Source organism: Trinickia dabaoshanensis (assembly GCF_002879885.1).
In the GTDB taxonomy this organism is placed as follows: Bacteria; Pseudomonadota; Gammaproteobacteria; order Burkholderiales; family Burkholderiaceae; genus Trinickia; species Trinickia dabaoshanensis.
Window position 1 is genome coordinate 25,646 of the sequence record NZ_PNYA01000038.1, and the last position, 26,936, is coordinate 52,581.

At 62.6% G+C, this 26,936-nt stretch carries 20 protein-coding genes and 1 pseudogene; 14 read left to right on the plus strand and 7 right to left on the minus strand.

The genetic code is table 11. The features are described from left to right. Window positions 1-46 precede the first annotated feature (46 nt). From nrdD to C0Z18_RS29510, 7 genes and pseudogenes are all read right to left on the minus strand, one after another. Window positions 47-229, minus strand: coding sequence for an anaerobic ribonucleoside-triphosphate reductase (nrdD, locus tag C0Z18_RS33800; RefSeq protein ID WP_102648978.1), 183 nt, complete (start codon window positions 227-229; stop codon window positions 47-49). Beyond that, window positions 226-2,013: a ribonucleoside triphosphate reductase gene (locus C0Z18_RS29485; protein ID WP_102648979.1), complete on the minus strand. Its 1,788-nt coding sequence runs from the start codon at window positions 2,011-2,013 to the stop codon at window positions 226-228. Before C0Z18_RS29485 ends, nrdD begins: the two co-directional genes overlap by 4 nt. Before the next feature lie 298 nt (window positions 2,014-2,311). Beyond that, a pseudogene (locus C0Z18_RS29490) lies at window positions 2,312-2,554 on the minus strand (DUF2249 domain-containing protein); the annotation flags it as partial. Window positions 2,555-2,658: 104 nt separating this feature from the next. Further along, window positions 2,659-3,783 carry a hypothetical protein gene (locus C0Z18_RS29495; RefSeq protein WP_408647159.1) on the minus strand — a complete coding sequence of 375 codons (1,125 nt, stop codon included), beginning with the start codon at window positions 3,781-3,783 and terminating at the stop codon, window positions 2,659-2,661. A 26-nt stretch (window positions 3,784-3,809) separates the two neighbouring features. Further along, window positions 3,810-4,148: a metal-sulfur cluster assembly factor gene (locus C0Z18_RS29500; protein ID WP_199189580.1), complete on the minus strand. Its 339-nt coding sequence runs from the start codon at window positions 4,146-4,148 to the stop codon at window positions 3,810-3,812. Window positions 4,149-4,227: 79 nt separating this feature from the next. Then, window positions 4,228-6,531, minus strand: coding sequence for a nitric-oxide reductase large subunit (locus C0Z18_RS29505; protein ID WP_102648982.1), 2,304 nt, complete (start codon window positions 6,529-6,531; stop codon window positions 4,228-4,230). Between the two features lie 265 nt (window positions 6,532-6,796). Further along, on the minus strand, window positions 6,797-7,321 hold the full coding sequence (locus C0Z18_RS29510) for a hemerythrin domain-containing protein (RefSeq protein WP_146014126.1): 525 nt from the start codon (window positions 7,319-7,321) through the stop codon (window positions 6,797-6,799). A gap of 259 nt (window positions 7,322-7,580) precedes the next feature. Between C0Z18_RS29510 and C0Z18_RS29515 the strand changes: the two genes are divergently transcribed. The 14 genes from C0Z18_RS29515 (at window position 7,581) to C0Z18_RS29580 (ending at window position 26,935) form a co-directional block, all read left to right on the plus strand. Beyond that, window positions 7,581-7,814: a DUF4258 domain-containing protein gene (locus tag C0Z18_RS29515; protein ID WP_269845338.1), complete on the plus strand. Its 234-nt coding sequence runs from the start codon at window positions 7,581-7,583 to the stop codon at window positions 7,812-7,814. 2 nt (window positions 7,815-7,816) lie between these two features. Further along, window positions 7,817-8,287 carry a hypothetical protein gene (locus C0Z18_RS29520; protein WP_102648985.1) on the plus strand — a complete coding sequence of 157 codons (471 nt, stop codon included), beginning with the start codon at window positions 7,817-7,819 and terminating at the stop codon, window positions 8,285-8,287. A gap of 224 nt (window positions 8,288-8,511) precedes the next feature. After that, window positions 8,512-9,240 (plus strand): winged helix-turn-helix domain-containing protein, encoded by a 729-nt coding sequence (locus tag C0Z18_RS29525; protein WP_102648986.1) that lies wholly within the window; start codon window positions 8,512-8,514, stop codon window positions 9,238-9,240. 4 nt (window positions 9,241-9,244) lie between these two features. Next, window positions 9,245-11,842 (plus strand): ATP-binding protein, encoded by a 2,598-nt coding sequence (locus C0Z18_RS29530; protein ID WP_102648987.1) that lies wholly within the window; start codon window positions 9,245-9,247, stop codon window positions 11,840-11,842. A 204-nt stretch (window positions 11,843-12,046) separates the two neighbouring features. Next, entirely contained in the window at window positions 12,047-13,315 is a 1,269-nt protein-coding gene (locus C0Z18_RS29535; RefSeq protein ID WP_102648988.1) for an ABC transporter substrate-binding protein, read from the plus strand. A gap of 72 nt (window positions 13,316-13,387) precedes the next feature. After that, complete coding sequence (locus tag C0Z18_RS29540) at window positions 13,388-14,365, plus strand: carbohydrate ABC transporter permease (protein ID WP_102648989.1); 978 nt, start codon at window positions 13,388-13,390, stop codon at window positions 14,363-14,365. Between the two features lies 1 nt (window position 14,366). After that, window positions 14,367-15,197 (plus strand): carbohydrate ABC transporter permease, encoded by an 831-nt coding sequence (locus C0Z18_RS29545; protein WP_102648990.1) that lies wholly within the window; start codon window positions 14,367-14,369, stop codon window positions 15,195-15,197. Window positions 15,198-15,240: 43 nt separating this feature from the next. Next, a complete protein-coding gene (locus C0Z18_RS29550; RefSeq protein ID WP_102648991.1) occupies window positions 15,241-16,377 on the plus strand; it encodes an ABC transporter ATP-binding protein in 1,137 nt (378 codons plus the stop codon). A 98-nt stretch (window positions 16,378-16,475) separates the two neighbouring features. Then, window positions 16,476-17,285 carry a ThuA domain-containing protein gene (locus C0Z18_RS29555; RefSeq protein ID WP_102648992.1) on the plus strand — a complete coding sequence of 270 codons (810 nt, stop codon included), beginning with the start codon at window positions 16,476-16,478 and terminating at the stop codon, window positions 17,283-17,285. Then, a complete protein-coding gene (locus tag C0Z18_RS29560) occupies window positions 17,282-18,418 on the plus strand; it encodes a Gfo/Idh/MocA family protein (protein ID WP_102648993.1) in 1,137 nt (378 codons plus the stop codon). The genes C0Z18_RS29555 and C0Z18_RS29560 overlap by 4 nt, the downstream gene beginning before the upstream one ends. A gap of 113 nt (window positions 18,419-18,531) precedes the next feature. Further along, window positions 18,532-19,980, plus strand: a complete 1,449-nt coding sequence (locus C0Z18_RS29565) for a maltoporin (protein ID WP_102648994.1) — start codon at window positions 18,532-18,534, stop codon at window positions 19,978-19,980. Between the two features lie 430 nt (window positions 19,981-20,410). Then, complete coding sequence (locus C0Z18_RS29570) at window positions 20,411-23,170, plus strand: type VI secretion system Vgr family protein (RefSeq protein ID WP_199189585.1); 2,760 nt, start codon at window positions 20,411-20,413, stop codon at window positions 23,168-23,170. A 25-nt stretch (window positions 23,171-23,195) separates the two neighbouring features. Continuing rightward, a complete protein-coding gene (locus tag C0Z18_RS29575; protein ID WP_233217541.1) occupies window positions 23,196-25,466 on the plus strand; it encodes a T6SS effector phospholipase Tle3 domain-containing protein in 2,271 nt (756 codons plus the stop codon). After that, on the plus strand, window positions 25,463-26,935 hold the full coding sequence (locus C0Z18_RS29580; RefSeq protein WP_199189581.1) for a virulence factor: 1,473 nt from the start codon (window positions 25,463-25,465) through the stop codon (window positions 26,933-26,935). Before C0Z18_RS29575 ends, C0Z18_RS29580 begins: the two co-directional genes overlap by 4 nt. Window position 26,936 lies beyond the last annotated feature (1 nt).

Consider the following 26,936-nt stretch of genomic DNA (forward strand, 5'->3'; position numbering starts at 1 on the left):
GAGGCGGGGCGGTGCGACGCGTCGCTCGCCGCGCAGGCGGGCCGCTTCAGGCTGCAAGCGAGGCCTCCTCGGTAAAGTACCGGCGCTCGTGGAACTCGCCCTTTTTACCGGTATTGAACGACGAGACGGGGCGGTGATAGCCCATCACGCGCGTCCAGATCTCGCAGGGTTGGCGCTCTTCGTCGTTGAGTTCGATTGCCGTATCGAGGGGCCGGTTCATTGCATTCATGTGTGGGACTCCGTGGTGTGAAGTTGAGCGGATTTGCGCAGAAGCAGTGCCTCGTCGCATTTGGGACAAAACTCGTGGCGCCCGGGCAGATAGCCGTGCGTGGGGCAAATCGAAAACGTCGGCGTGATCGTGATATAGGGCAGCGAGAAGCGGCTCAGCGTGCGCCTGACCAGCTCGCGACACGCATGCGCGGACGAAATCGGCTCGGTCATATACAAATGGAGCACCGTGCCGCCCGTGTACTTGCGCTGCAAGTCGTCTTGATGCTCGAGCGCTTCGAACGGATCGTCGGTGAAGCCCACCGGCAATTGCGAGGAATTCGTGTAGTAAGGCATCTCGGCCGTGCCGGCCTGCAAGATACCGGAATAGCGCTTGCGGTCTTCCTTGGCGAAGCGATACGTCGTGCCCTCGGCCGGCGTTGCTTCGAGGTTGTACATATGCCCCGTTTGCTCCTGGAACGCGAGCATCCTCGCGCGAATGCGATCGAGCAGCCGAGCGGCGAACGCATGCCCCCATTCGGTCGTGAGATCGTGCTCGTCGCCCGTGAAGTTACGGATCATCTCGTTGATGCCGTTCACGCCGAGCGTCGAGAAGTGATTGCGCAGCGTGCCGAGGTAGCGCTTCGTGTAGGGGAACAGCCCGTTGTCGATGTGGTGCTGGATCACGCGGCGCTTGATCTCGAGGCTCTCCTTGCCGAGTTCGAGCAACGCGTCGACGCGCGCCATCAGTGCCGCTTCGTCGCCCGCGTGGAGGTAGCCGAGCCGCGCGCAGTTGATCGTCACGACGCCGATCGAGCCCGTTTGCTCGGCCGAGCCGAACAGGCCGTTGCCGCGTTTGAGCAATTCGCGCAGATCGAGCTGCAACCGGCAGCACATCGAGCGAATCATGTTCGGCTTCAGTTCGGAATTGATGAAGTTCTGAAAATACGGCAGCCCGTAACGCGCCGTCATTTCGAAGAGCCGAGTCGCATTGGGGCTATCCCAATCGAAATCGGGCGTGATGTTGTAGGTGGGAATCGGAAACGTGAAGGCGCGGCCTTTCGCATCGCCGGCCTGCATCACCTCGATGTAGGCCTGGTTGATCATGTCCATCTCGGCTTGCAGATCGCCGTAGCAAAAGTCCATCTCGCGGCCGCCGATGATCGGCACCTGTTCGCGCAGATCCTCGGGACAAACCCAATCGAACGTCAAATTGGTGAACGGCGTTTGCGTGCCCCAACGCGAGGGCACGTTCAGGTTGTAGATCAGTTCCTGAATGTATTGGCGCACCTCGTCGTACTCGAGCGCGTCGATGCGCACGAACGGCGCCATATATGTATCGAACGAGCTGAATGCCTGCGCCCCGGCCCACTCGTTTTGCAGCGTGCCGAGGAAGTTGACGATCTGCCCGACCGCGCTCGACATATGCTTCGGCGGCGCGGCTTCGACCTTGCCGGGCACGCCGTTCAGCCCTTGCGTCAATAGCGTGCGCAGCGACCAGCCCGCGCAGTAACCCGAGAGCATGTCCAAGTCGTGGATATGCAGATCGGCGTCGCGGTGTGCCTGGCCGATCGCGGGCGGGTAGACGTGGCTGAGCCAGTAGTTGGCGACCAGCTTGCCCGAAATGTTCAGGATGAGACCGCCGAGCGAATAGCCTTGATTGGCATTTGCATTGACGCGCCAATCGCGTCGCTCTAGGTATTCGTCGATGGCGGAAGCGACTTCGACGTGCGGGTTGACGCGCGTGGCCGGCTGCGTGTGACGGTCGGCATGACGAAGCGGGGAGCAGGACGGTCGGCCGTTCATGCGATTCCTTGGTTGGCACAAGATGTTGTGGTGATGTGAATCGTATGCACCACCTATCGTGTGGTCAACGCTGGCGACCGCTAATGTTGCATGTGCTTGATCTGCGTTAAGTTCGGCTCGGTGGGTGGGCGCCGCGGACGCGACCGATTGTCCTCGCGCCCGCGGCGCCTCAGCGCCTTGACTCGTTCAAACCGCTTTCGCTCTGTTAGCCGCTGCAACCGCAGCCGCCGCCCGAGCCGCTGCCGCAGCCAGCGGCTTGTGAGGCCTGACCCGAGGCCGCGTGTTCATCGGTCGTGAGTTGGATGCCGAAATCGATCACGACGCGCTCGGGTTGGCGTTCGACGTACTGAATCCGGACCTGGTCGCCGTAGCGGCGCTCGATCTGATGCAGCAGGGGTATCGGGTCGTGGTCGTTGACGAAGCGCATCGTCTCGCCGTGATCGAGCGTTTCGATCGCGGCGAAGATCGCCGCATGGCGGAAGCGCTTGGCGATGCCGCGCGCGTCGAGGACGTAGGTCGTATCGGGATTGCTGAGGGTCATGCGGTACTCCGTTCGATGAGGGGAAAGCGCGGTGCCGGCGGGGACCGGCCCGACGGAAATCGATTGCCGAGGTGAAGGACGATTTGAATAGCGAACGATGCGCATCACCTCCTGTTCGATACGGTGAGGCGGTCGCGCCTAGCGATCGCGGCTGACGCGACCATCGCGGCGATGAACGTCAGCAGCGCGGCCGCATTGGCGAGCGCGCCGGTGCGGCGTAGCGCGAACGTTTCGAAAAGCGACCCGCTCACGCGAACCGCAAGCGCGGCGTGAAGGGCGACGAGCGGCACATAGAGGAACGGACGGTAAGCCACGCGCACGCGCGTGAGCGCGGGCAACACGATCGGCGCATGGCCGAGCGCCATCGACATCACGAACCCGAGCGTCAGCGCGTGCAGCGCGGCGTCGTGCCACGGGTGAGCGGCGCTCCACGCACCGGCGAGTCCCAGCGCGCCGCTCGAGGCCAGCCACCCGTACCCGGAGAGCAAGCACGCGGCGATGAATCGGGGCAGGCCGCGCTGGCGCACGGTGACGCGCGCGATGTCGTAGCGCGCGAGCCAAGCCGCGAGCGCGACGAGGCACGCCGAGAACACACGTAACGCAAGGTCGGGCGAGCGCGGCGACGCAGCCACGGCGGCGAGCATGAAGGCGATGACGGCGACGAAGCCGACCCGCGCCCGCCGAGGCGTGGGGCGCATTCTCGTCAGTTCGAGCCGCTCGGCGGCGATCGTCAAGACGAGAAACGCGACCCAGCTCGGTACGGCTTGCAGCGCCGAGCCCGTGAGGAGCCAGAGCAGATCGCCGAACCACCAAGCGAATACGCCGAGCGCGAGTACGCAAAGATGCAGGGCGAATTGACGCCGCAACAGCGTGAACGCGCTAGCGCAGGCGAGCGTCGCGGCGCCGAGTAAAAGGGCTTGCGTGAGCGCGGGCGGTGCGCCGGCCAGCAAGAGCGCACCGCCCATTGCCGCCCCTATGGGGGCGAGCAGATGCTGGCCGCCGCCCAGTGCGACGGCGCGTTCGAGGCTCACCACCGCGCCGAAGAACACCGGCAGCATCAGTACGCCATGCCAAGCTGCTTTCGAGAGTGCGTGGTTCGGAACGGCAAAACCGAAACGCGCGAGACCGGCGAAGACACCACAAACAAACGTCCCCATGATCGCCGCGGCAAAAACGAGCCGGACGATCGCAAGGACTCGACGGCGCCTAGGCGAAGCCGCGCCGGGCACCGCCGATGCCGCGTGCCGCGAATCGTTCAATCGTCGCTCCATCCCAGCGCCTCCCGGGCGGCGTCGCTCATCATGGCGGGCTCCCAAGGCGGCTCCCAGACGAGATCGATGTCCACGCTCGTGCCGATCGCGAGCGAGGCGTCGATGACGGCGTGCACGTCGTCGAGAATCGACTGGCCCATCGGGCACGCCGGCGAAGTCATCGTCAGCGCGATGCGCCAGCCATCGCTTTTCGATTCGACGTCGTAGACGAGACCGAGATCGACGATATTGACGCCGATCTCGGGATCGATGACTTGCAGCAGTGCCGTGCGGATCTGCTCCTGCGTCATCGCTGCATTTGAAGCGGTCGATAAGGCTGGCATGACGTTCCTCCATGAAGGTGCGGTACGAATGCGGCGGTCCGGCCAATCCGCGCGGCCGCCGCTTGGATCTCCTGCGAAGTCAGACTCGGCGAGCGGCGATCTGCTGCGTGGCGGGTTGGGCCGCCACCTCGGCCGGACGCGCGGGCTCCACGCGGCGCAACAAGCGCAGCGCGAACCAGCCCAGGTAAAGCACGCCTACCGCGAAGATCAAATCGCCGGGCACGCGTACCCATACGAGGGCATGCATGATCGGGGCATGGATCACTTCGGGCGAGCGCGCATACCAAAGTCCCTTGCTCACGCTGGCCCACGCTTCATAGATGCCGGAGGGCAGGATCGAGAGGAAGACCATCATGAACAGCCCGACGTTGAGCATCCAGAACGCGGGCTTGAGCAGTTCGTCGTCCCATGCCGCGCGCGGCGAGAGACCGCGCAGGCAGAACAGCATGAGCCCGATGCCGAGCATGCCGTACACGCCGAACAGCGCCGCGTGGCCGTGGGCGGGCGTCATGTTGAGCCCTTGCACGTAGTACAGCGAAATCGGGGGATTGATCGAGAACCCGAGCAGACCGGCGCCGACGGTGTTCCACACGCCCACGGCGACGAAGCACAGGATCGCCCACTTATAGGTTTGCACCCACGGCGCGGCTTTCGTCTTTTGATACGTTTGCCATCCTTCGAGCCCGATCAGCGCGAGCGGCACGACTTCGAACGCGGAGAACACGGCACCCACCGCGATCACGGCCGTCGAAGCGCCGGTGAAGTACAAGTGATGCAGCGTGCCCAGGATGCCGCCGAACAAGAACACGATCGTTTCCAGCACGATGGCGCGGTTGGCGGTTTCGATGCGGATCAGACCGAGGCGCGAGAAGATCAGTGCGATCACGGCGGTAGCGAACACTTCGAAGAAGCCTTCGACCCATAGGTGCACGAGCCACCATCGCCAGTACTCGATCATCGAGTAGTGCGTGTGTTGACCCCAGGCAAGCGACGTCGAATAAAAAGCCCCGATGCAGGCAGCCGAGAGGAACACCATGCCGATGAGGCCACGGCCGTTCGTCTTGGGATCCTTGAGTGCCGGCATCAGTCCACGGCCCATCAATACCAGCCAGAACAGCAAGCCGATGAACAGCAGGATTTGCCAGACACGGCCCATGCTCGTATAAGCGAGGCCTTGATTGCCGATCCAGAAAGCGAAGTTGGTGCCGCGATGCTGGAGCGTGCCGAGCCAACCGCAGACGGTCGAGCCCACGACGATGAACAGCAGCGCGTAAAAGAGCACGTCCACGCCGAGCTTTTGGAACTTCGGCTCACGGCCGGAGAGCAAGGGCGAAATGTAGAGTCCCGTCGCTAGCCAAGCCGTGGCGATCCAGAGCACGCCCAGTTGTGTATGAATCGTGCGGCTCACTACCCACGGCAGGATTTCGGCAAGCGGCAGCCCGAAGAAGCTGTGACCCTCCACCGCGTAGTGCGCGGTGATCGCGCCCATGCCGACTTGCGTCAGCAAGAGACCGATGACGACGTAGAAGTACTTCTTCGTCGCCCGCATCGACGGCGTCGGCTTTACATTGAACAGCGGATCTTCAGCGGGGGCGGCGACATGATGCCCGCCGTCGTCGTGCACGCTGTGGTACCAAATCATGCCGGCGATACCGCCGAGCAAGAGGATCACGCTTACGATCGACCACATGCCGTTGGCGACCGTCGGCTCGTTGTCGACGAGCGGCTCGTGCGGCCAGTTGTTCGTGTAGGTGATGCCGGTTTGGCCGGGGCGATCGGTCGTGGCCGACCAAGCCGACCAGAAGAAGAACGAGGCCAGCGCGACGCGATCGTCGGCGCTCTTGACCGAGCCGGAGTTCATCGCGTATTGATCGCGTAGATGATCGAGCGCGTGATCGCTGCCGAACAGGGCTTCATAGTGCGAGGCGATGTCGCGCGCGGCGTTGGCTCGCGCATCGGTCAGCGTAATGCGGCCGCTCGCGGCGTCGTATCGATTGGCCCGCATCTCGCGCTTCAGGCGTGCATCGAGCATGCCTTGTTGATCGGGCGTGAGCGCCGCATAAGGTTTGCTAAATTGCTGATTCGCCCAGTTTTCGCGCAGTTGCAGCGCTTCGCGATGGAGCCAGTCGGCCGACCAATCGGGGGCGACGTAGCTCCCGTGTCCCCATACCGTTCCGAGTTGCTGGCCGCCGGCCGCCAGCCAGACTTGTTGTCCGCGCTTGATCTGATCGCCCGTGAACAGCGTCTGTCCGCTCTCGTCGACGACCGCGCTCGGAATGGGCGGAGCGGCCAGATAGATTTCCTTGCCGAGCCACAGCAAGGCGGCGAACGATAGCAGGCAGACCAGCCCCAGCCATCTCCATAAGCGTCGTGTCGATTGCATATCCTCTCTCCTAGAGGGGTGAATTGCGGCGGCCTTCATGGTTCTCGGTGAACCGCCCGTGTCTGCTAAAACATACATTTAAGATGCATGTTAACGGCGATGATATGTTTCGGTATTGATCTATGTAAAGGTGAGGATGTTCGGGACGTTCCGTTTCGGCTTCTTTAAACATCGATTGGAGATCGATGTTTAAAGGCGCATCCGGGTGCTTCGCGCCATTTCGCCGCAGGGGCTTGAAGCGGGTCTTAGCCAGTGGCGCCGGACGTTAGCCGGCTGCTTGAATGGCGCGGCGTCCGCGCATCCCTTCGGCAAGCGAAATGATCCGGGTAGCCGGCAGCCGCAGGATCGAACAGTAAACCTCGCGCTCTTCCCAATCCGCGTAGGCGGGGTAGCGCACGGCGAACGCCCCGAGCGTATTGGGGCGTTTGGGCGCGCGGCGCGCTTGGATCGACTCGAGCCATGGGCGCACGGTTCTCCACATGCGGGTCAGCGCGTCGTGCTCGGCATCGAGCGCGTCGAGCGATCGCGTGATTTGGGGATCGCGCAGGCGCCGCAACGCGGGGAACAAGTCGCCTCGCTCATCGGCGTGGTGCAGCGGCACTTCGTGCTCGAAGTAGTCGAGGATGCCGTGCGCGGTGGTTCGTGCCGACTCGTCCAATCCGTAATGAATGAGGTGAATGTCGAGGCGCAACATGCGCTCCGATAAACGGCGGATGTCGGCGTGGCATCCGAGCAAGCGTTGCATTGCTTCGGCGAGGCCGGGATGGTCGGAAAGGCTGGGCAGTTGCATGCGCGGTACCCGCAGGAGGAATGCTCCAGCATTTTGGCAGTCGCGCGGGCGCTTTCCGCTGATGTAAATCAAGGGATTTAAAAGGCGTCGAATCGGTGTACGGCCGTCTCCGTTGCACGGCCTAATAGACGCCACCCCATGATCGAGGTACACTCTAGCCTATCAAAATGATAGGTGAGTGTGAATCATTCATCCTTCCAAGCGTCAACTCGAAAAGCATGTCCGCTCTTGCGCGCAGGTCACCTCGAATATCGTCTTCGTGCACCACGCCCGCGAGCGAATGCGGCAGCGCAAAATCAACGACCCTATGGTGCTCGAAACGCTGCGCAAGGGCGTGCTCGACCGAGAACCGGAGCCGGACATGAGGGCCGACGGCCTGCGTTGCGTGATGGAGCGTTATGTTGCCGGCGTTCACGTCGGAGTGGTCGTGTTGGTCGAACATCCCGCGCCGGAATTGACCGTGATCACCGTTATCGACATCAAGAAAGGGTGAACATGTACCACTACACAGACGGCGGTCTCAAAAACGTGTGGTTGGTCAACGGCTACAGAATCCACAAGACTCCCTATGGCGAGGGCGTGTCGATCGAGGACCTAGACGGCCTTTGCGCAGCAATTTGTCTTGCACTGGCGAAGAAGTGTTCGCCGTTGAGCGGCGCGGAGTTTCGTTATATTCGCAGCGCCGGCATGAAGCAATCGCAAGCGGGCTTGGCAAAGTTGCTTGGCAACAATGAGCAGGCCGTAGCCCGGTGGGAAAAATCCGGAAAGGTCCCTCGCTGGGCGGACAAGCTCGTTCGCCTTCTTTATCTCGCTCATGCGGACGGCGACGCACCCATAGCCTCGGCCATCGAGCGGATCAACGCGATCGAGCGCGCGGCGAGAACGAAAATAGTGTTGCGCTCCGCCAAGTCGGGCTGGGCCTCGAAGCTCGAATGCGAGGATGTGCGCGAGCGCTCGCTCACCTGACTAGCTGTCAGTTCCCACCCACCCTCGGTACAAACCCTGGGAAGCCGCGGCTCGCGCCCTTCCGTGCGGGCGTTGGCGTGGATCGGCCGGCCGCGGCGCGTCATCGGCCTATTGCCTCGATGCGGCGAGCGCATTAATAATCGCGCTCGCACGAGCGACGCCCGGTCGCGGCGGTCGGAATCGCCGCCGCGCGGCAGCGGCGCTCGGCATCGAGGAGGCGAGGCATGACAGACAAGCACCGAATCTTGGTTTTGGACGACGATCCGCAAGTGCGCGAATGGCTGCACAAAGTGCTGGAGGAAGCCGGGTTCGACGTATCGACGGCCGATACCGCCGCATGCATGCGCAGTTGCCTGGCGGCGGCGCCGCACGCGCTCGTGATCCTCGACCTGAAGCTGCGCGGGGAGGACGGCCTGACCATCGCGCGCGATTTACGCCGCCAATCGAGCGTGCCGATCATCATGATGAGCGGTCTCGGCGATGAGACCGACCGCGTACTCGGGCTCGAGACGGCCGCCGACGACTTCGTGACGAAACCGTTTTCGGGGCGTGAGTTGCTCGCGCGCGTGCGCGCGCAATTGCGGCGTACGACCGAACTGTCGATGCCGCGCCCGGCGAACGGCGCGGCGGGCGGCGGCCCGCGCTTCGGCTTCGATGGCTGGCTGCTCGATATGTCCTCGCGCACGCTCACCCATCACGGCGAACCATGCGCCCTCACGCAAGGCGAATTCGCCTTGCTGGCCGCGATGGTCCAACAGCCGTCGCGCGTCTGGTCGCGCGACCAACTGCTCGAACATACGCGCGGCTTCGATATCGATGTGTACGATCGCACGATCGACGTCCTGATTCTGCGGCTGCGGCGCAAGATCGAGCCGAACCCCGCGCAACCTCAGTACATCCGCACACAGCGCGGCGCCGGCTATATGTTCGCCGCGCAAGTCGTGCGGGCCTGACGCCATGCGCCCGCCCTTGGCTCGGCTCGCGCCGCCGAGCGTGCGCGCCAAGCTGGTCGCGACGTTCTTGCTCCTGTTCGCGATCACGCTTGCCGTGGTCGTCGTCGGCGTGCGCGGCATGCAGGCCAATCAAAAAGCGCTCGACGAATACGAAGCCAACGTCGTTCCCGAAATCGCGCGCGCGCTCGAATTGTCCGATAAGGTCGCACAGCTCGCGGCGGTGGCCCCCAGCACGACGATGACGGCATCGCCCGACCTCTTGCATAGCGATACGGATCTGCTGCGCGGGCTCTTGGCCGATATCCGGCGCTTGGCGCCGGACCCGCGCGGCAAATCCGGTGCCGACCTCGAAGTGCTCGATGACCTCGACGCGATCGACGAAGACTTGCCCCGGCTGCTCGCCGTGTCGGGCCGCCAACGCCAACTCGCCGACGAACTCACGAAGTTGCGCGCCACCGCGGACCGCATCGGCGACAGCATCGCGCGGCGCAAACAGATCGTGGCGCAAGGCGCGCCGACCTTGATCGAGGTGTGGGCGCGCACGACCGGCGCGCTGCAGGCAGCCGATTCCGCCGAGCTCGGCAGCGCCGAAAGCGACAACGAAGCGCTGTGGCTGCAGGTGCGCGCGCGCGGCGAAGACAAGCGCGAGCCGGAACTGGCCGCGGCACTGGAGCGGATCGACGGCGGCGAGCGCAGCGTGTTCGACGTGCGCCGCGAGTTCTTGGCCAGCGAAGCGCAGACGAATTACCTCGTTACGCTATTGCGCGGCCACGCGGATCACCTGAGCGGAAAATCGGCGCGCTACGTCGAGCGCTTACGGCAATTCGCGCACGAGCGCAGCGAAAAAGTGCGGCGCGTCGCCGTATCGAGCCAATCGGGGCTGCTGTTGCTGGCGGTCGCCGGCGTCGCCGTGGCGTTGGCAGGCGTGGCCTACGTCAACCGGATCTTGCGCAAATTGCAAGCGATGACGCGCGTGATGGCGCGGCTCGCCGCCGGGGATGCGTCGGGGCAAATACCGTCGACGCATCGTCCCGATGAAATCGGCGAACTCGCGCGCGCATTCGAGGTGTTTCGCACGAACTTGCACGAGAACGAGCGATTGACGCAAGGGCTCGAGGCGCAGCGGCGCTTGCAGGCGTCGGTGTTTAACACGATGAACGACGGCGTCTCGGTTCACGATGCGCGCGGCTGCTTGATTGCATGGAATCCCACCTTCGCCAAGCTGCTCGGGTTCGCGCACGATGCGCCGAGGAAAGGAATGACGCTCGCCGAGTTGCGCCACGCGATCGCCGCGCCGGCGCGCTGGCGGCAAGTCTCGCGGCAAACGGCAACCCACAGCGCCGACGGCGTGCGCATCGCCGCTTCGGCCGAGCTGCATATCCGAGGGCGCTTGATGCTCGAGTTTCACTGCCAGCCCTTGCCCGACGGCGGCTGGGTAGCGGTGTGCCGCGATTTGACGAGCCGCCGCGCCGTCGAAGCCGAGCTCATGCACGCACAAAAAATGGACGTCCTCGGCCAACTGACGGGCGGCGTCGCGCATGACTTCAACAACTTCCTCGTGGCCATACTCGGCAATCTCGAGTTGCTGCTGCCGCGCTTGAACGATAGCGGGGCCGAGCACGTGATGGCCGACCGGGCGCGGCGAGCGGCCGAGCGCGCGTCCCGCCTCACACGCCGGCTGCTGGCGTTCGCGCGGCGCCAGCCGTTGCAGGCGGAGCGGATCGCGGTCGATACCATGCTCGCCGAGATGCTCGATCTCATCGAGTACTCGGCGGGGCTGCGCACCGAAGTGGCGCTCGCCCAATCGGAAGCGGCGAGTTGGGTCGAAGTCGATCGCGGCCAACTCGAAAACGCGATCCTGAACTTGACCTTGAACAGCGTCGCGGCGATGCCCGAAGGCGGCAGGCTGACGCTATCTGTGCGCCGCGACGACGCGCTGCCGACGATGAACGCCCAGCACTCCGTCGTGTTGAGCGTCGCCGATACGGGATGCGGTATCGCGCCGATGTTGCTCGATAAAGTCGTCGAGCCGTTCTTTACGACGAAAGCCGCCGGCGAGGGCAGCGGCCTCGGCTTGAGCAGCGTCTACGGCTTCGTGCGTCAAAGCGGCGGCGACTTGCGCATCCAAAGCGTGGTGGGCCGCGGCACGACGGTCGAGCTATGGCTGCCGGCCAGCGAGGGCCCGCCGGCGAAGGCCGCGCGTGCCGACGCCACGCGGCGCGCAAGCGGCTGTCACGACGCGGCCCGTCAAGGTATGCGCGTGCTCGTCGTCGAAGACGATCCCGAAGTGCGCGATACGACGCTGACCCAATTCCAGGCCCTCGGCGCCGAGGCGCAGGCGGTCGCGACGGTGGACGAAGCGCTGTCGTGGCTCGATCTGCACGGCATCGTGACGCTCGTGCTGTCCGACATCTCGCTCGGCGCGAGCGGAAGCGGTATCGATCTCGCCGCCCGCATCGCCGCGCGCTGGCCTGCCCAACGTATCGCACTGACCTCGGGTTTGCCGCCGGAGGTCCATCAAAGCCATCCCGACTGGCGGCCCGATCTGCCGTTCGTTCCCAAGCCCTTCGATCTCGCGGCGCTCGCCGCGCTGCTGCCCTGAGCGGGGGCGATGCCGCCATCGTTGCGCAATTGTTTCGATTGTTAATGGCGCGCATGGTTTTCGCAATTTTCGATTAACGCGGCTCGTGTCTCATACGCATGACGGCGAAGCGGCAATGCGAAGATGCGGCGCCCGGCAGCCGGCGGCGCGGCCCTGTCAACGCGCCGCAGCCTATACCCATTCGAAAAATACAGGAGACACTCGATGTTCAAGTTCAGGGCAGGCGCGGTGGCCATCGCCGCGGCGCTCGCGGCCGGCAGCGCCGGTGCGGCAACGTTGCGGCTCGTGTGCGGTTCGAGCGGGATCGATCAAAATAGCTGCGAAAGCGCCGCCAAGGCATGGGCGCAAAAGACCGGCAATCAGGTCGAATTCGTCAGCGTGCCCAACAATTCGAGCGAAGCGCTCGCGCTGTACGAACAATTGCTCAGCAGCGGCTCCGATAAGCTGGACGTCTTGCAGATCGATACGGTGTGGCCGGGAATCTTGGCCAACCAGCTCGTCGATCTGAAGCCCTACCTCAAGGACCGCGTTGCCGATTATTTCCCCAGCGCGATCGCCAACGATACGGTGGGCGGCAAGCTCGTCGCCGTGCCTTGGTACATCGACACGGGGATGCTGTACTACCGCAAGGATCTGCTCGAGAAGTACCACATGAAGGTCCCGGCCACGTGGGAGGAACTGGCCGCGACGGCCCGCAAGATCCAAGACGCCGAACGCGCGGCGGGCGACGAAAAAATGTGGGGCTACGTATGGCAAGGCCGAGCCTACGAGGGGCTGACCTGCGATGCGCTCGAATGGGTGAGCAGCTACAACGGCGGCGGCATCATCGACGCCCAAGGCCACGTGACCATCGATAATCCGGGCGCGGCCAAGGCGTTGGAGACGGCCTCGAAGTGGGTGGGCACGATCACGCCCAAGGCCGTGCTGAACTACGGCGAAGAAGAAGCGCGCGGCGTGTTCCAGTCGGGCGATGCCGTGTTCATGCGCAATTGGCCGTATGTCTGGTCGATCGCGAACAAGGACGGCAGCCCTGTCAAAGGCAAGATCGGGGTCGCGCCGCTGCCCAAGGGCGGCACCGACGGCCAGCAGGCGGCCGCGCTAGGTGGTTGGCACCTGGCGGTCTCGCGCTATTCGCCCAATCCCAAACTCGCTGCCGATCTCGTGCTGTATCTGTCGAGCGCGGAAGTCGAGAAGCAGCGCGCGGTCGATGCGTCGTTCAATCCGACGATTCCGGCGCTCTACAAGGACAAGGACGTCCTCAAGGCGAACCCGTTCATGGCCGACATGCTGCCCACCTTCAGCACGGCCGTCGCGCGCCCGTCCACGATTGCCGGGACCAAGTACAACCAGGTCAGCAATCAGTTTTGGAATGCCGCGCACGACGTGCTTTCGGGCTCGGCGAGCGCCTCGGGCGCCCTTGCCCGGCTGGCTGCTTCGCTGCAACGGCTCGCGCCGGCCGGCGATTGGCATTGAACGCCGGCCCGCGAGTCGGCGGGCCGAATCGAGACACGCAGGGCTCAGGACGCGAGAACGTGAGCAGCATCGATGGAGACGATCGACGTGAGAAGCGGAACGCTGACGCTTAGGACTCCTACCTACTCGAAAGAGAAGGCAAGCGCGGGTACGCGCGAAAGTGCGCTGACCCGCGCGCGCCGCCGCCAAGCATGGCTCATGATGCTGCCGGCGCTCGCGGCCTTGACAGCGGTGGCCGGCTGGCCGTTGGCGCGTACCGCCTGGTTCAGCTTGACCGACGCGCAATTGTCCGACCTCGCGCATTGGCATTTCGTCGGGCTTGCGAACTACATCGGCCCGGCGGGCGTGCTGCGCGATCCCGATTGGTGGCATGCCTGCGCGACGACGGTCATGTTCGCGCTCATGTCGGTGTCGCTGGAGACCCTGGCCGGACTGGCGGTGGCCTTGTTGCTCGATACGCCCTCGCGAATCCGCACCGTGCTGCGCGCCGCCGTGCTCGTGCCGTGGGCGATTCCGACGGTGGTATCCGCGAAGATCTGGAGCTGGATGCTCAACGACCAGTTCGGCATCGTCAACGCGATGCTTCAGTCGGCCGGCTTTATCCACGCGCCGCTTGCGTTCACCGCCGACGCCCGGCTCGTGTTTCCGACGATCGTGCTCGTCGATGTGTGGAAAACCACGCCGTTCATGGCGCTGCTGATGCTCGCCGCGCTGCAAACCGTGCCGCGCGATTGCTACGAAGCCGCGCGTATCGACGGCGTGCCGCGCGCGCGCGTCTTCGCCCGTGTGACGCTGCCGCTGATCTGGCCCGGCGTGCTCGTTGCGATGGTGTTTCGTTCGCTCGATGCGCTGCGCGTGTTCGATCTCATTTACGTGATGACCTCGAACAGCCGCGCGACCAAGAGCATGTCGGTGTACGTGCGTGAACAGTTGATCGATTTTCAGCAGGTGGGTTTCGGGTCCGCGGCGGCCGTGCTGCTGTTCCTCGCCATCGTCCTGTTCACGGTCGGCTACATGGCGCTGAACCGCAACCGCATGCAAGGCAACTGACATGAAAAAGCATCCGCTTGAGCGTGCGTCGTACGCGGTCCTCTCGGCGCTCGTACTCATCGTCGCGCTGTTTCCGTTCGTCTACATGATCAGCACGTCGCTCAAGCATGGCGATGCGCTTTACGACACGTCGCTGCTCGTGGCGCATCCCGCGCTCGACAACTACCGTCAATTGTTTCGGGACCAGCCGTTCGGCGCCTATCTGCTGAATTCGGCCGTCGTCGCGGGGGGCACCGTCGCGCTTTCGATCCTGGTGTCGGTGCCGGCGGCCTATGCGCTCGGGCGTGTGTCGTTCAAGGGGCGCGGGGTATTGCTGATGTGCATCCTCGGCGTATCGATGTTTCCGCAAGTGGCGATCCTCTCGGGCCTGTTCGAACTCGTTCGCGCGATGGGGCTATACGACCACCTGGCCGCGCTTGCGCTGTCCGATCTCGTCTTTACGCTGCCGTTCACGATTTGGGTGCTCGTGACGTTCATGCGCGAATTGCCGCGCGAGCTCGAGGAAGCAGCGCTCGTCGACGGCGTAGGTGTCATGACGATGATCTTCCGCGTGTTCATGCCGCTGCTGCGGCCGGCGCTGGCCGCCACCGCGCTGCTGGCGTTCGTCGCAGCGTGGAACGAGTTTCTGTTCGCGCTGACGTTCACGATTTCATCGAGCGAACGCACCGTGCCCGTGGCAATCACGATGGTGAGCGGCGCCAGCAGCTTCGAATTGCCGTGGGGCGCCATCATGGCCGCCTCCGTCATCGTGACCGTGCCGCTCGTGGCGCTCGTGCTCGTATTTCAACGTCATATCGTGTCCGGGCTGACCGCCGGTGCGATCAAGGGATGAGCGCGAGCCCATCGACGATAGAACCGATAGCTGGAGAGAACGAATGAGCCGTATCGAACTAACGGGTTTGCGCAAGAACTTCGGTACGACGCCGGTGCTGGCCGACGTCGATTTGGATATCGCCCCGGGGGAGTTTTGTGTGTTCATCGGGCCGTCCGGCTGCGGCAAATCCACCTTGCTCAGGCTCGTCGCCGGATTGGAAGAGCCGAGCGCGGGCGACATCCTGATCGAAGGCCGGCGCGTGAACGAACTGGCGCCGGCGCAGCGCGATATCGCGATGGTGTTCCAAAGTTATGCGCTGTATCCGCACATGACCGTCTACGAAAACATGGCGTTCGGCTTGCGCCACCTGCGTCTGCCGAAAGGCGAGGTCGATCGGCGGGTGCAAGTCGCATCGTCATCGCTGCGCCTAACGGAGTTGCTCGAGCGCAAGCCCGCGGCGCTTTCGGGCGGCCAGCGGCAACGCGTCGCCATCGGCCGGGCGATCGTGCGCAAGCCCAAAGTGTTCCTGTTCGACGAGCCGCTTTCGAATCTCGATGCCTCGCTGCGCGTCAAAACGCGCGTCGAAATCGCGCGCCTGCATCGCGAACTCGGGCAGGTCAGCATGATCTACGTGACCCACGATCAGGTCGAAGCGATGACGCTGGCCGACAAGATCGTGCTGTTGCGCCCGCTCGAAGGCCGTACCGGTGTCGCGAGCATCGCGCAAGTGGGAACGCCGCTCGAGCTGTACCACCGGCCCGCCAACTCGTTCGTGGCCGGGTTCATCGGCTCGCCGTCGATGAACTTCGTGAGCGCGGCGGCGGCCGGGACCGCCGCGGGCGAGGTGCGGGCGGTCGCCGGCGAGACGGTGCTGCGCGCGGCCGTATCGGGAGAGGGATTGATCGCGGGGACGCCCGTGACCCTCGGCATTCGGCCCGAGCACGTGCGTGTCGGCAGCGGCCCGATGACGGGCCAGGTCACGCACGTCGAGCGCATGGGCGAGCACACCTATGTCTACCTCGATACGTCGCTCGGCGCGCAACCGATCGTCGCCAAGACGGCGCCGTCCGTCGTCGGCATCGGCGAGCGTCTTCGTTTCGATCTTCCGGCCGATGCGCTGCACCTGTTCCATGCGGACGGACACGCGGCGCAGCGCATCGCGCTCGAACCCGACGAACGGTGGCTCGCGACGGCTTAGGCTGAACGATCAAAGACACGGCGACACCCATTTCACGCGGCCTCGGGCGCATGGCCGCACCCTCTTTTAGCGCCTCAATTGTCCATGAAAGGTTAGGAATGCTAAACAACAAACTTTCGGTGATCGTTTGGAACGAGTTCGAGCACGAACGCGAGAATCCGGGCGTCCGGGCGATTTATCCCGACGGGCTGCATACCGTCATCGCCAGCGCGTTGGCCGAGACCCCGGCCCTAGTGCACGGCGCGCTGCCGCTCGAAATCGGCACGGCAACGCTCGACCAGCCCGAGCACGGCCTGTCCGAAGAACGCTTGGCGTCGTGCGACGTGCTGATTTGGTGGGGACATAGGGCCCATCAGAAAGTGTCGGACGAGGTCGTCGAGCGCGTACAGCGGCGCGTGCTCGAAGGGATGGGGCTGATCGTCTTGCATTCGGGACACTTCTCCAAGATATTCCGCCGCTTGCTCGGGACGAACTGCTCGCTCAAGTGGCGCGAGGCCGCCGAGAAAGAACGGCTGTGGGTGGTCGAGCCGTCGCATCCGATCGCGGCCGGCCTAGGCGAGTACTTCGAATTGCAGCACGAAGAGATGTACGGGGAGCGCTTCGATATTCCGCAGCCCGACAGCACCGTTTTCATCTCCTGGTTCGAGGGCGGCGAGGTATTCCGCTCCGGTTGCTGCTGGGAGCGCGGACATGGCCGCATCTTCTACTTCCGTCCGGGACACGAGGCTTACCCGACATATCACGACCGCAACGTGCAACGCGTGATCGCCAATGCCGTGCAGTGGGCCGCCCCGCGCGTGAACATCGTCGACCGCTGCCCTGAATCGGCGCCCCTCGAGAAGTTGAGCGAGCGCAGCAAGACCTTCGCGAGAGTCGGCATCGCGCAACGCAATGGAGAGAACGTATGAACGACGACTACAAAGTCGAGCTCCCTCAACTCGACGCCGTGCTCAGAGGCCGCCGCTTGCGCGTCGGCGTGATCGGCCTCGGGATTGGCCGCAAGCATATCGAGGGTTGGCGCGAGCACCCGGACGTGGACGTCGTGGCCATGGCCGATCCCGATACGAAACGTCTGGCCGAGCGTGGCGAGGCGTTCGGCATCGCCGCGCGATACACGAGCGCGCAAGAGATGTTGGCGGCGGAAAAGCTCGACGTGGTGAGCGTCTGCACGCCGAACAAATTTCATCGCGACTTGACGATCGCGGCATTCGAAGCCGGTTGCCACGTGTTGTGCGAAAAGCCCATGGCCATGAACGCCGAGGAAGGGCGCGAGATGTTGCGCGCGGCCGATCGCGCCGGCAAGCGCCTGATGATCAATTTCTCGTATCGCTTCAGCGCGCAGTCGCGCGCATTGAAGGCGCAGGTCGATGCGGGCCTATTCGGCGACTTCTATTTCGGACGCACCGTTTGGCATAGAAGGCGCGGTCTTCCCGGATTCGGCGGGTGGTTTGGAACCAAAGCGCTGGCGGGTGGCGGACCGCTCATCGATCTCGGCGTACACCGGCTCGATTTGGCGCTTTGGTTGATGGGTTATCCGAAGCCCGTTTGGGTGTTGGGCAGTACCTACGATCCGATCGGACGCGAGTTGGCGGCGCGCACGGGTAAGACGTTCGACGTCGAAGATTTGGCGGCCACGCTGATCAAGTTCGACAACGGCGCAACGCTCGTGCTCGAAGCTTCGTGGGCAACGAACATCCAAGAGGCCGAACTGATGGAAACGCGTTTGCTCGGCACACGCGCGGGTCTTTTGCAGAAGAACTTGAACGAAGGCTACACGTTCGACGCGCAGGTCTTCATGGAACAGAACGGTGCGCAATTCGACATGCGTGTGAGTCCGGCATCGACGGCGCATTCGGCGATGTACGACTACGCCGAGGCGATTCTGACCGATCGGCCTCATCCGGCACCCGGTGAAGAGGGGCTCATCGTCATGGAGATTTTGGACGCCATTTACGCCAGCGCGGCGGCCGGCGAGCCGATCCGTCTCGATGGGCAGAAGAAGGCGGCAGTGCCGGTGGCGGATCTCGACATGGCGGGCTGAGGAGCGCCGGCAGGGGCGGCGTGCGGCGCGCCGTCCCTCGATATCACCTATACGCCGCGAGAAAAACGCGCTGCGCGGGCACGCAGCTCGATAACGATATTTGGAGACATTCGATGACCGAACGAAAGGGCGGCGCGCGCCATGTTGCCGCGCACCGATTGACTCGCCTGGCGCTCGCGGCGATCTGCGCGACTTCGTCCTCGGCGCTGTACGCGGCAACCGAGGACACCGCCGTGCAATCGGCGCAAGCCGTGACGGTTGCGGCGGACGGCACCGCGGTGGCAGCCGCGGGCAATGGCCCGGTGGGGATCAGCAAGGCGACCGGCGTGGTGCCGGCCGATACCAGCGCGGCGAATGCGGCGCCATCGACGCCATCGACCGCTTGGAATCAACTGACGCCGTGGACGCAATTTCACGGTTATCTGCGCGCAGGCGTAGGCACGAGCGAAGGCCACAATCAAGCGTGCTTCCAATTGCCGGGCGCGCAGAGCAAGTATCGTCTCGGCAACGAATGTCAGATCTATAGCGAACTCGAGATAGACCAAAAGCTGTATCAGTTTTCGAACGGCATGCAGCTTTCGGCCGTGGGTATGGCGAGTCTCGTGAACGACGTGGGCTATACGCCGACCTTCCACGGCGACCACGGCGCCATCCGTCTACCGGAATCGTACGTGCAACTGACGAACTTGCCGGGGCTCGGCGATATGCGTGTGTGGATGGGGCGCATCTACTATCGACGCAACGACGTTCATATCAACGATTTCTTCTATTGGAACCCGAGCGGACTCGGTGCGGGCGTGGAGAACATTCCGATCGGCCATGGCCTCAAGCTGAGCTACGCGCTGTTCCGCGAGGACTACATCGATCAACCGAACTACGCGACGCGGCACGACTTGCAGTTGTCGGGCGTGCATCCGAACCCGGGTGGCGAGCTGCAATTCGGTTTGTCGTACATCCCTTCGCGCGGCCCGATCTATGGCAGCAATGGCCAAGACACGCATAGCGGCTGGTCGTTCACGGTGCAGCATATTCAAACGAACCTGCTGGGCGGGAAGAACAAGCTCGCGTTCCAATACGGTCAGGGACCGGGGACGGGTTTGAGCTACACGGGCACGCTGACGAACGATAACCAATACAAGAGCTTTCGAGTGCTCGATGCATTCGATTGGCAAGCGACACGCGATTTCGGCGGGCAGGTGCTGGGATTGTACGAACGCGACATCGCGCCGGCGGGTGGATCTTTGACTTGGGTGTCGATGGGTATTCGTCCCGTCTATGCGATCACGCAGCACATCAAGATTCAAGGCGACTTGGGTCACGACCGCGTGACACCCGACAACGGACCCACGCGGACGCTGCTCAAGGCTAGTGTCGCGCTGACCCTGGCGATGGACCGTTCGTTCTGGTCGCGGCCGGAACTGCGGGTGTTCTATACCTATGCACACTGGAACCAAGCCGCTCAAAACGCGGCGGCGCCGGGCGATCCTCTGTCGAACACCGGGATCTTCGGCTCGTCGCGCACGGGGTCGACGGTGGGGGCGCAGGTGGAGTGGTGGTGGTGAGGTGATTTCGATTTGATTCGAGGTGTGGTGCCCGGCTCGAAGGGATGGAGCCGGGTTTTTGCCGTTTTTATGCCGAATGTTGGATCGAGTGAATTAAAAAATTTCGAGATAATCGCGATGCATAGACGGATCAATATAGATAATTTAAAGATCCGATGTTGTAGTGACCGAGTGTTGTAGGGCTTGAGGCTTTCGATGGGATCCAATAAAGACGGTGCCTGCAATACCGCTCGGGAGATATTGCTGATGCTAATCGGCTTATAGGAATATTTCCCGATTCCGTATTATTTGACACATTCTTTCGCTACTGCTAGTTTCCGCTTTCCGAATTGAAAGGCCGACTCTGGTGCTCGGTGTACGTTCCGACGTACGTGTGCGTGGGCTGCCGGTCAAAGCGCGTGGTGACGCGCCTTCAGCGAGAGAACGAGTGGTGAACTATCCGAGCTTGGCGCGCGCGTCGGCGGGGCCGTTGCCGTCGCAAAGGAACCGTGCCGTCCGTCTTAAGTGGAGTGTTCAGCAGCAAGAACTGGAGCACTTGCTTCTACCGCAGCGCGTCGACGTTCGCGAGGCGTTGTGCGGCGGAGTGGAGGGCACCATTTCATGCGTTTCCACCAATGCCGGTATTCCGTTGAATACGTTTATTGGATTGCCGGTCCAGGTTCAGCTCGTCACCGATCGCGGCGGTTTGCATCCCATTTGCGGCATCATCGTCGATGCTCGGGAGGGGGAGTCGGATAGCTCGCTGGCAACCTATCAGTTGTTTATTCGCGACGCGCTTTCCATATTGGAGCGGCGCTTCAATACCCGAATCTTTCGTCAACAGAGCGTGTTGGACGTCATCCAGACACTCATGTGGGAATGGCGCGGCAACAGTACCGTTCTCGGCGGTGCCTTCTATTTGGACGTATCGAGTGTCGATCCGGCGAGGCTTCCCATTCGGGAGCAAACCGTTCAGTTCGACGAATCCGATGCCGCTTTCATTCGACGGCTATGTCGACGGGAAGGGATTGGATGGTTCGTGCGCGCGGGCAAGCCAGGCCAGGCCGACGCTGGTAAGGCCGGCGATCCGGCCCATACGTTGGTGTTCTACGACAACGCGATCAAACTGAAGCAGTCGGCTATCGGCTCGATTGCTTATCGGCCGGACGCGACGATTGGAGAGCGCGATGCCGTGACCCTGTTATGCGCGGCTAGGCAACTGGTGCCCGGTTCCGTGCGGCGCTTTAGCTGGGATCATAAACCGGGGCGAACGGATCGCATCCAAGGGCAGACGCGGGTCGATCAGGGCAGCGCGGGGAACGATTTGGGCCGCTTGCTGATGGACTCGCGCATCGATGCGCCGCATATCGCGGACTCATGGGCGCACTACGATCGGATTGGACTTGCTCGCGTCAAGTCGCATGGAGCGCGTGCCGCGCACGTGGACGGCGCGAGTGGCGTGCGCGATTTGGCGGTCGGCGAATGGGTGGAAATTTCCGGGCATGCCGACTTGGATCGGCTATCGAAGAACGATCGACGCATCACGATCACGAGCCTGCATCATCGCGCCGAAAACAACTTGCCGAAGGATTTACACGAGCGCGCCCAGGCTTTGTTCACGGCAAGTCGCTGGGCATCCGAAGCGCCTCCGGTCTCGGTCAATACGCCCTCGAGGCCTAGCGTATTCGGCGATTCGGCGCCAAGCCGATACGAAAACACCTTCAGTGGCGTGCCGCGCGGGATGCCGCTTACGCCGACCTACGATCCGCACGTCGATCTGCCTCGCGTGCATCCGATCGTCGGCGTCGTGGTAACGCCCGAGGGCGAAGAGGTGCACTGCGACCAATACGGGCGAATCAAGGTGCAACTGCAAGGGCTCGATCCTGCCGATCACGAGCACGCCAATGGCATGGGGACGAGCGGCACGCAAAGCGACAGCGCATGGGTGCGCGTAATGACGGGGCTTGCCGGGGACAACTTCGGCGAGAACTGGTTGCCGCGCAAGGGCATGGAAGTGTTGCTGGATTTTCTTTCGGGCGACCCCGACAAGATGTATGTGGCCGGGGTCTTTCACAACGGTCCGAACATGCCGGCGGCGTTTAGCGATACAGGCTCGCTGCCGGGCAATCGCTACGTGTCGGGCAACAAGACGAGGGAAGTGAAGGGCCAGCGGTATAACCAGCTTCGGTTCGACGACACACCCTCGCAGATCAGCGTTCAACTCGCGAGCCAGCATCAAGCGAGCGAAATCAATCTCGGGTTTTTGACGCATCCGCGAAACGATGGGGTAGGCGAGGCCCGCGGCGAGGGCGCGGAGGTGCGGACGGATGCCGCAGCGGCGCTGCGTGCGGCGCAGGGCATTTTGCTGACGACGTATGCGCGTGCGCAGGCTAGCGGCAATCACCTCGATCGCGACGAACTCATTCAGTTGCTTGGCGAATGCACGGAGCTATTTAAGTCGCTCGGGGATTATGCGGGGCAGCATGGTGGGCAGGCGATGGACGCGTCGGGCCAAAGTGCTGCCGCGAGCGCGCTCAAGGCTTGGCAGGCGCCGGGCGGCGAGCCGTTGATGGCGTTCGGTGCAAAGGCCGGTTCTGTGACCGTGACGCCGAAGACGCATGTGACCTACGCGGGCGCGAACATCGACCAGGTCGCACAGCAGCACGTTCAGGTGACTAGCGGGCGGCGGATCAATCTGCAGGCCGGGCATGGCGTGACGATGTTCGCGCAGGCCGAGGATGTGACGGCAATCGCCAATCAAGGCAAGGTGAAATTGCAGAGCCAGGCCGGCGATACACAGATCGACTCGGCGAAAAACATTCAGATGACGGCGGCGGGCGGAAAACTTGCCGGCATGGCGAGCGATCAAGTCGTGTTCGTCACCTCGGGCGGGGCTTATCTGAAGCTCCAAGGCGGCGACATCGAATTGGGATGCCCGGGCAACTTCACCGTTAAATCGGCTGGGCATACGTGGAGCGGGCCGGCCAGTATGAGTACCGATATGCCGAAGTTCGATCACGCGCCGTTAGGACGGGTGCCCAAGCTTGTGCGGGCGACGGATGGGCAGGCGGCCCCGGGATTCGATGCCGAAGTCATGAAGGTCTCCGGCGATCTACTGAACCAAAAGACGGACAGCGCGGGCAAGCTCGAGCCGATCAAAAGCGATCAATTCGAATCGTTGGCCGTGCAGTTCATCAAGAAAAAGATTTGAGTATTCCGCGAGAACCTATTCCAATATGAGTGACTCATTTCTGAATCCAACGACCTTCGATGTCGATTCGCCGAGTGCGGCTACGCAAAGCGCGCCCCCGCGCATCGTCGTCGGGGGCGGCCAAGGTTCAACCCTCTTCGACTCGGCCAGCGAGTTGATCTGCGTGAAACAGCAGCCGTTGCCCGGCCTCATCATCTTCGTGCATGGCGTGAACACGGAAGGCGAATGGTTCGAAGCCGCGGAGCAAGGGCTGTGCAATGGGTTGAACCGGCGGCTGGCGCGGCTCGACGATCAGATGACACGTAGAGGCGTTATCGGCGGGCAGCTTACGCCTGCGCAGTACACCGGGGGTTTGACGCCCGATGGGTTTTTGAATCCTAAGTTGTGGGCGGGGTCCTATATCCGGCCTGACCCGTCGTTCTCTCCCGTCATTCACTTTCGGTGGGGATACAAAGCCAACAAAGAGGAATTGAAGGAGTACGGCGACAAGATCTTTCTGAACGAGCAGAACTATTGGGGAGGGGGACCGTTCGCGAATGGTACTTCCAGCTTGCCTGACCTGTGGCACGAGGGCTTGGACGACCGTATATTCGGGTTCATTTCAGTGCAGTCGGTCAACCCGACACAGCGGCCGCTATTCCGAACTCCACCTCGCGCCTACTGTGTGCTGGCCGCTTTGCGCCTCGCCAAGCTGGTGGAGTCGATCAGGCGCAAGCAGGCCAACGTGCCGATCACGATCGTCTGCCATAGCCAGGGCAACATGGTGGGCCTCGCCGCGGCGTTTTTCGGCGATGCATTGGCGCCCGTGACAGACCCATGGCAGAACACCGGACGCTGCGTGGCCGACGCGTATGTATTGGCCAATCCGCCATACAGCTTGGCGAACACCAGTACCGGAATGGAGAATTGGTCGCAACGAAAGGCTCGCGACGATAAAAACCGCGGTGGCCGTGAGACCTATGCAGCACGTACAAAGACGTTTCGAGCGTTTCTAGATATTATTCGCGACCGCGCGGCGTTTGAAATGCCAGCCGACAAAATCGATCAAGAGATGGGCAATACGCGTCCTTCGGCAAGCGGCGGCAAACCGTATGCGGCAGGAGAAGACCGAACCGCGCATGGCCTGAACGGCCAGACATACGGACGCGTGACGCTCTATTGCTGCCCGCACGATCAGGTGATTTCAGCGGCTACCGTTCAAGGCATGGGCTGGCGCGGGCTGGGTTATGTCGGCGGTGAGCCGTCGCGGGAGCTAAACGACGTCGGTGCGCAGGGCGTGCTCACACAGCGTGTATTTGCGAGCGGCATCAAGGTAGGCGTGTGCCGCGAATATCGGTATTGGGAGGACGACTGGCGCTATGAGAAGGGCAAGACGTCCGGCTTCTGGTATCCCCCTTCACCTCCCGCCAAGTACGGATTGACCCGCGCATGGAGTGGCAATGAAAACCCCATGGCTAAACTGTTTTCGACAGCCGCGTCGCCTGTGCTGTACATCGTGACGCTTGCGACCTCCGCGTTCAAGATGTTCCGCGTCAACGCCGATCCGCCGAAGGGATGGACTGTGAAAGTCGATGCTCCGCCGCTTGACGAGCCGTTCGAGCCCGAGGCGTCGCTTTATGGTCATCGCATTAGCGTTAGCGATGGTCCTCACGCTACGAGCGTTTTCAACGAGGGGAATGATCCGCCCGCTGCCGCGCGAGATGGGGAAAAGCAGGACAAGAACGCTGCCGATCCCTACGACAACTACAAGATCAAGGAAGAGGACCAGAAGGCGATCGGCAATGTGGACAGCGAAGCGTCACAACGCTACGAGGACCATGCCGTTCTGCGTATGCGGGCGCGCAGGGACGGCAAGTCTTCGTGGGTGGATAGCGATGGCAACGTGATTGGCGAGGACGGGAAGAGCGCCGCGCCGGAGGGCTACGAGAAGTGGCACAACAAGCAGATCACGGAGATACTGGACGCTGGCCGGACGAACAACCCGACCAATCACTCGACGATCATGACGAATGCTATGCATGCGGAGAAGGCACTCGCTTACGATGTTGCGATCGGATTGTGCTATCTGACGCCCGAGCAACTTGCCGATTTGCGGATTGAGGCCGACTGGAGGTTCGGAAAGGGAATGAGTGACGGCAATCCTAATAAAAAATACCGGGATTACTTCGACCAAGGCGTCATGGGGGGACATTCGCTGTCGCGATGGGCTAAAGACGACAGCGAGGCACGTCGTCCTGAGAAGATCGCCGATGAACGCGAGGGCGAAATCTTTCTGAAAGTCGGGGGAATGGTATGAGAATACTGATCTCAACGTGGCCCCGGAGAGCGGGAGTCGCTTTGCTGGCGATGGTGTTGGTCATGCTTATCATGCTCACGTTAAGTGCACGCGAACCTGCGAGTGAGTTAGATATGGGAGATTGGATGAAACGACTGGCTATTCTGCCGGGCATCCTGGGCGCCGTAACGTTTCTCGTCGCCACTGTCGTGATGCAAGCGTCCGGTTACGCTGCGACACCTCTATCGGGCTCGGGCACCTCGTCTGCGGGCGGCGAATCGGCGAAGCCTTTCATGGCACAAGTCGTTGGTCTCGAATGGCTGAACCCGTTGCAGCGCCGCGACTACCCCACCGAATGGCAGGTGTTGTGGACGATGGGGTTGGCTCAACCGAATAAGCATGACGACATGGTGCGGACCGACCCGAAGTCATTCACTACGCTTCAGGCGGTGGCTGGCGTCGCCTACGGCAACCGCGGTACAGAGACTTTCAAGGGCTACTATCACAAGTATGTTGATGAACTGCTCGGAATATTCGGTGACCGCTATGTGATGAATGCGAAGTACTTTTATACGGTCAAGTCCGCGCACAAGAAGGACTGGCGAGAGCTTGCGGGCATCCATGTGGAATTCGCAATTCCCGATCGACTGGATTCGCCGGAAGCGCAGTCTTATCTAAGCAAACGCATCATCAGCGAATTCAATATAGGTAACGATGAGTTCACCGACCTGTGGAGCCGGGATACGCCGCCCGACATCCACCTAACCCCAGGCGGCGCCAACGCCGGCTTTACCTCGTTGAACGCGGCGCTCGACTATCTACAAGCGAATCCAGACAAAAGCGTTTGGGTAATGAACTGGGACGCACCGAGCTTTCCGCCCAAGGACGGTCAGATCAACGAAAACATGGTGCTGCTGTTCCTGGTTGGACCGGACTTTAAGACCGAACGCGCACCGCTAGCCTGGATTGGAAAGGCAGCAACGGCTAACGTTCACGACTTCGAGGCGAAGGCAGGGACCACACGTGCTGTCGAAGCATGGAAGACCGTGATCGCGGCGGCTACCCGCAACGCCAACATTCAAGCAACCGCCATCAACTATGTGATCCACGATGCAGGAAAGGGTAGTGACGAGGCGTCGTCTCGTATCGGCACACTCGGTCGCACCTTGACTGAAACGCTGCCAGAGTTCGATTTCCAGAAGCAGACGTTCAACACACCGGGGTTACTCGGCGAGATGGGCGCCGGCACGGCATTAACCGATGTCGTACTCGCTATCGGCCGCGCGAACCATCTCGGCGAAACGGTGATGGTCGCCGGAACGACTAACGCGGATCAACCCGTTGCAGTCGTAATCGCCCCCCCGGCACAGCCGGTCCCGATCGACTCGAACGCCGACTGGTTCCGTGCACGCGGCGAGAACAATGCCTATCTGCCATGGTGGGGCCGCCGCAACGACACGCAATACGGTCAGCAAGGATGGTCTTGGTAAG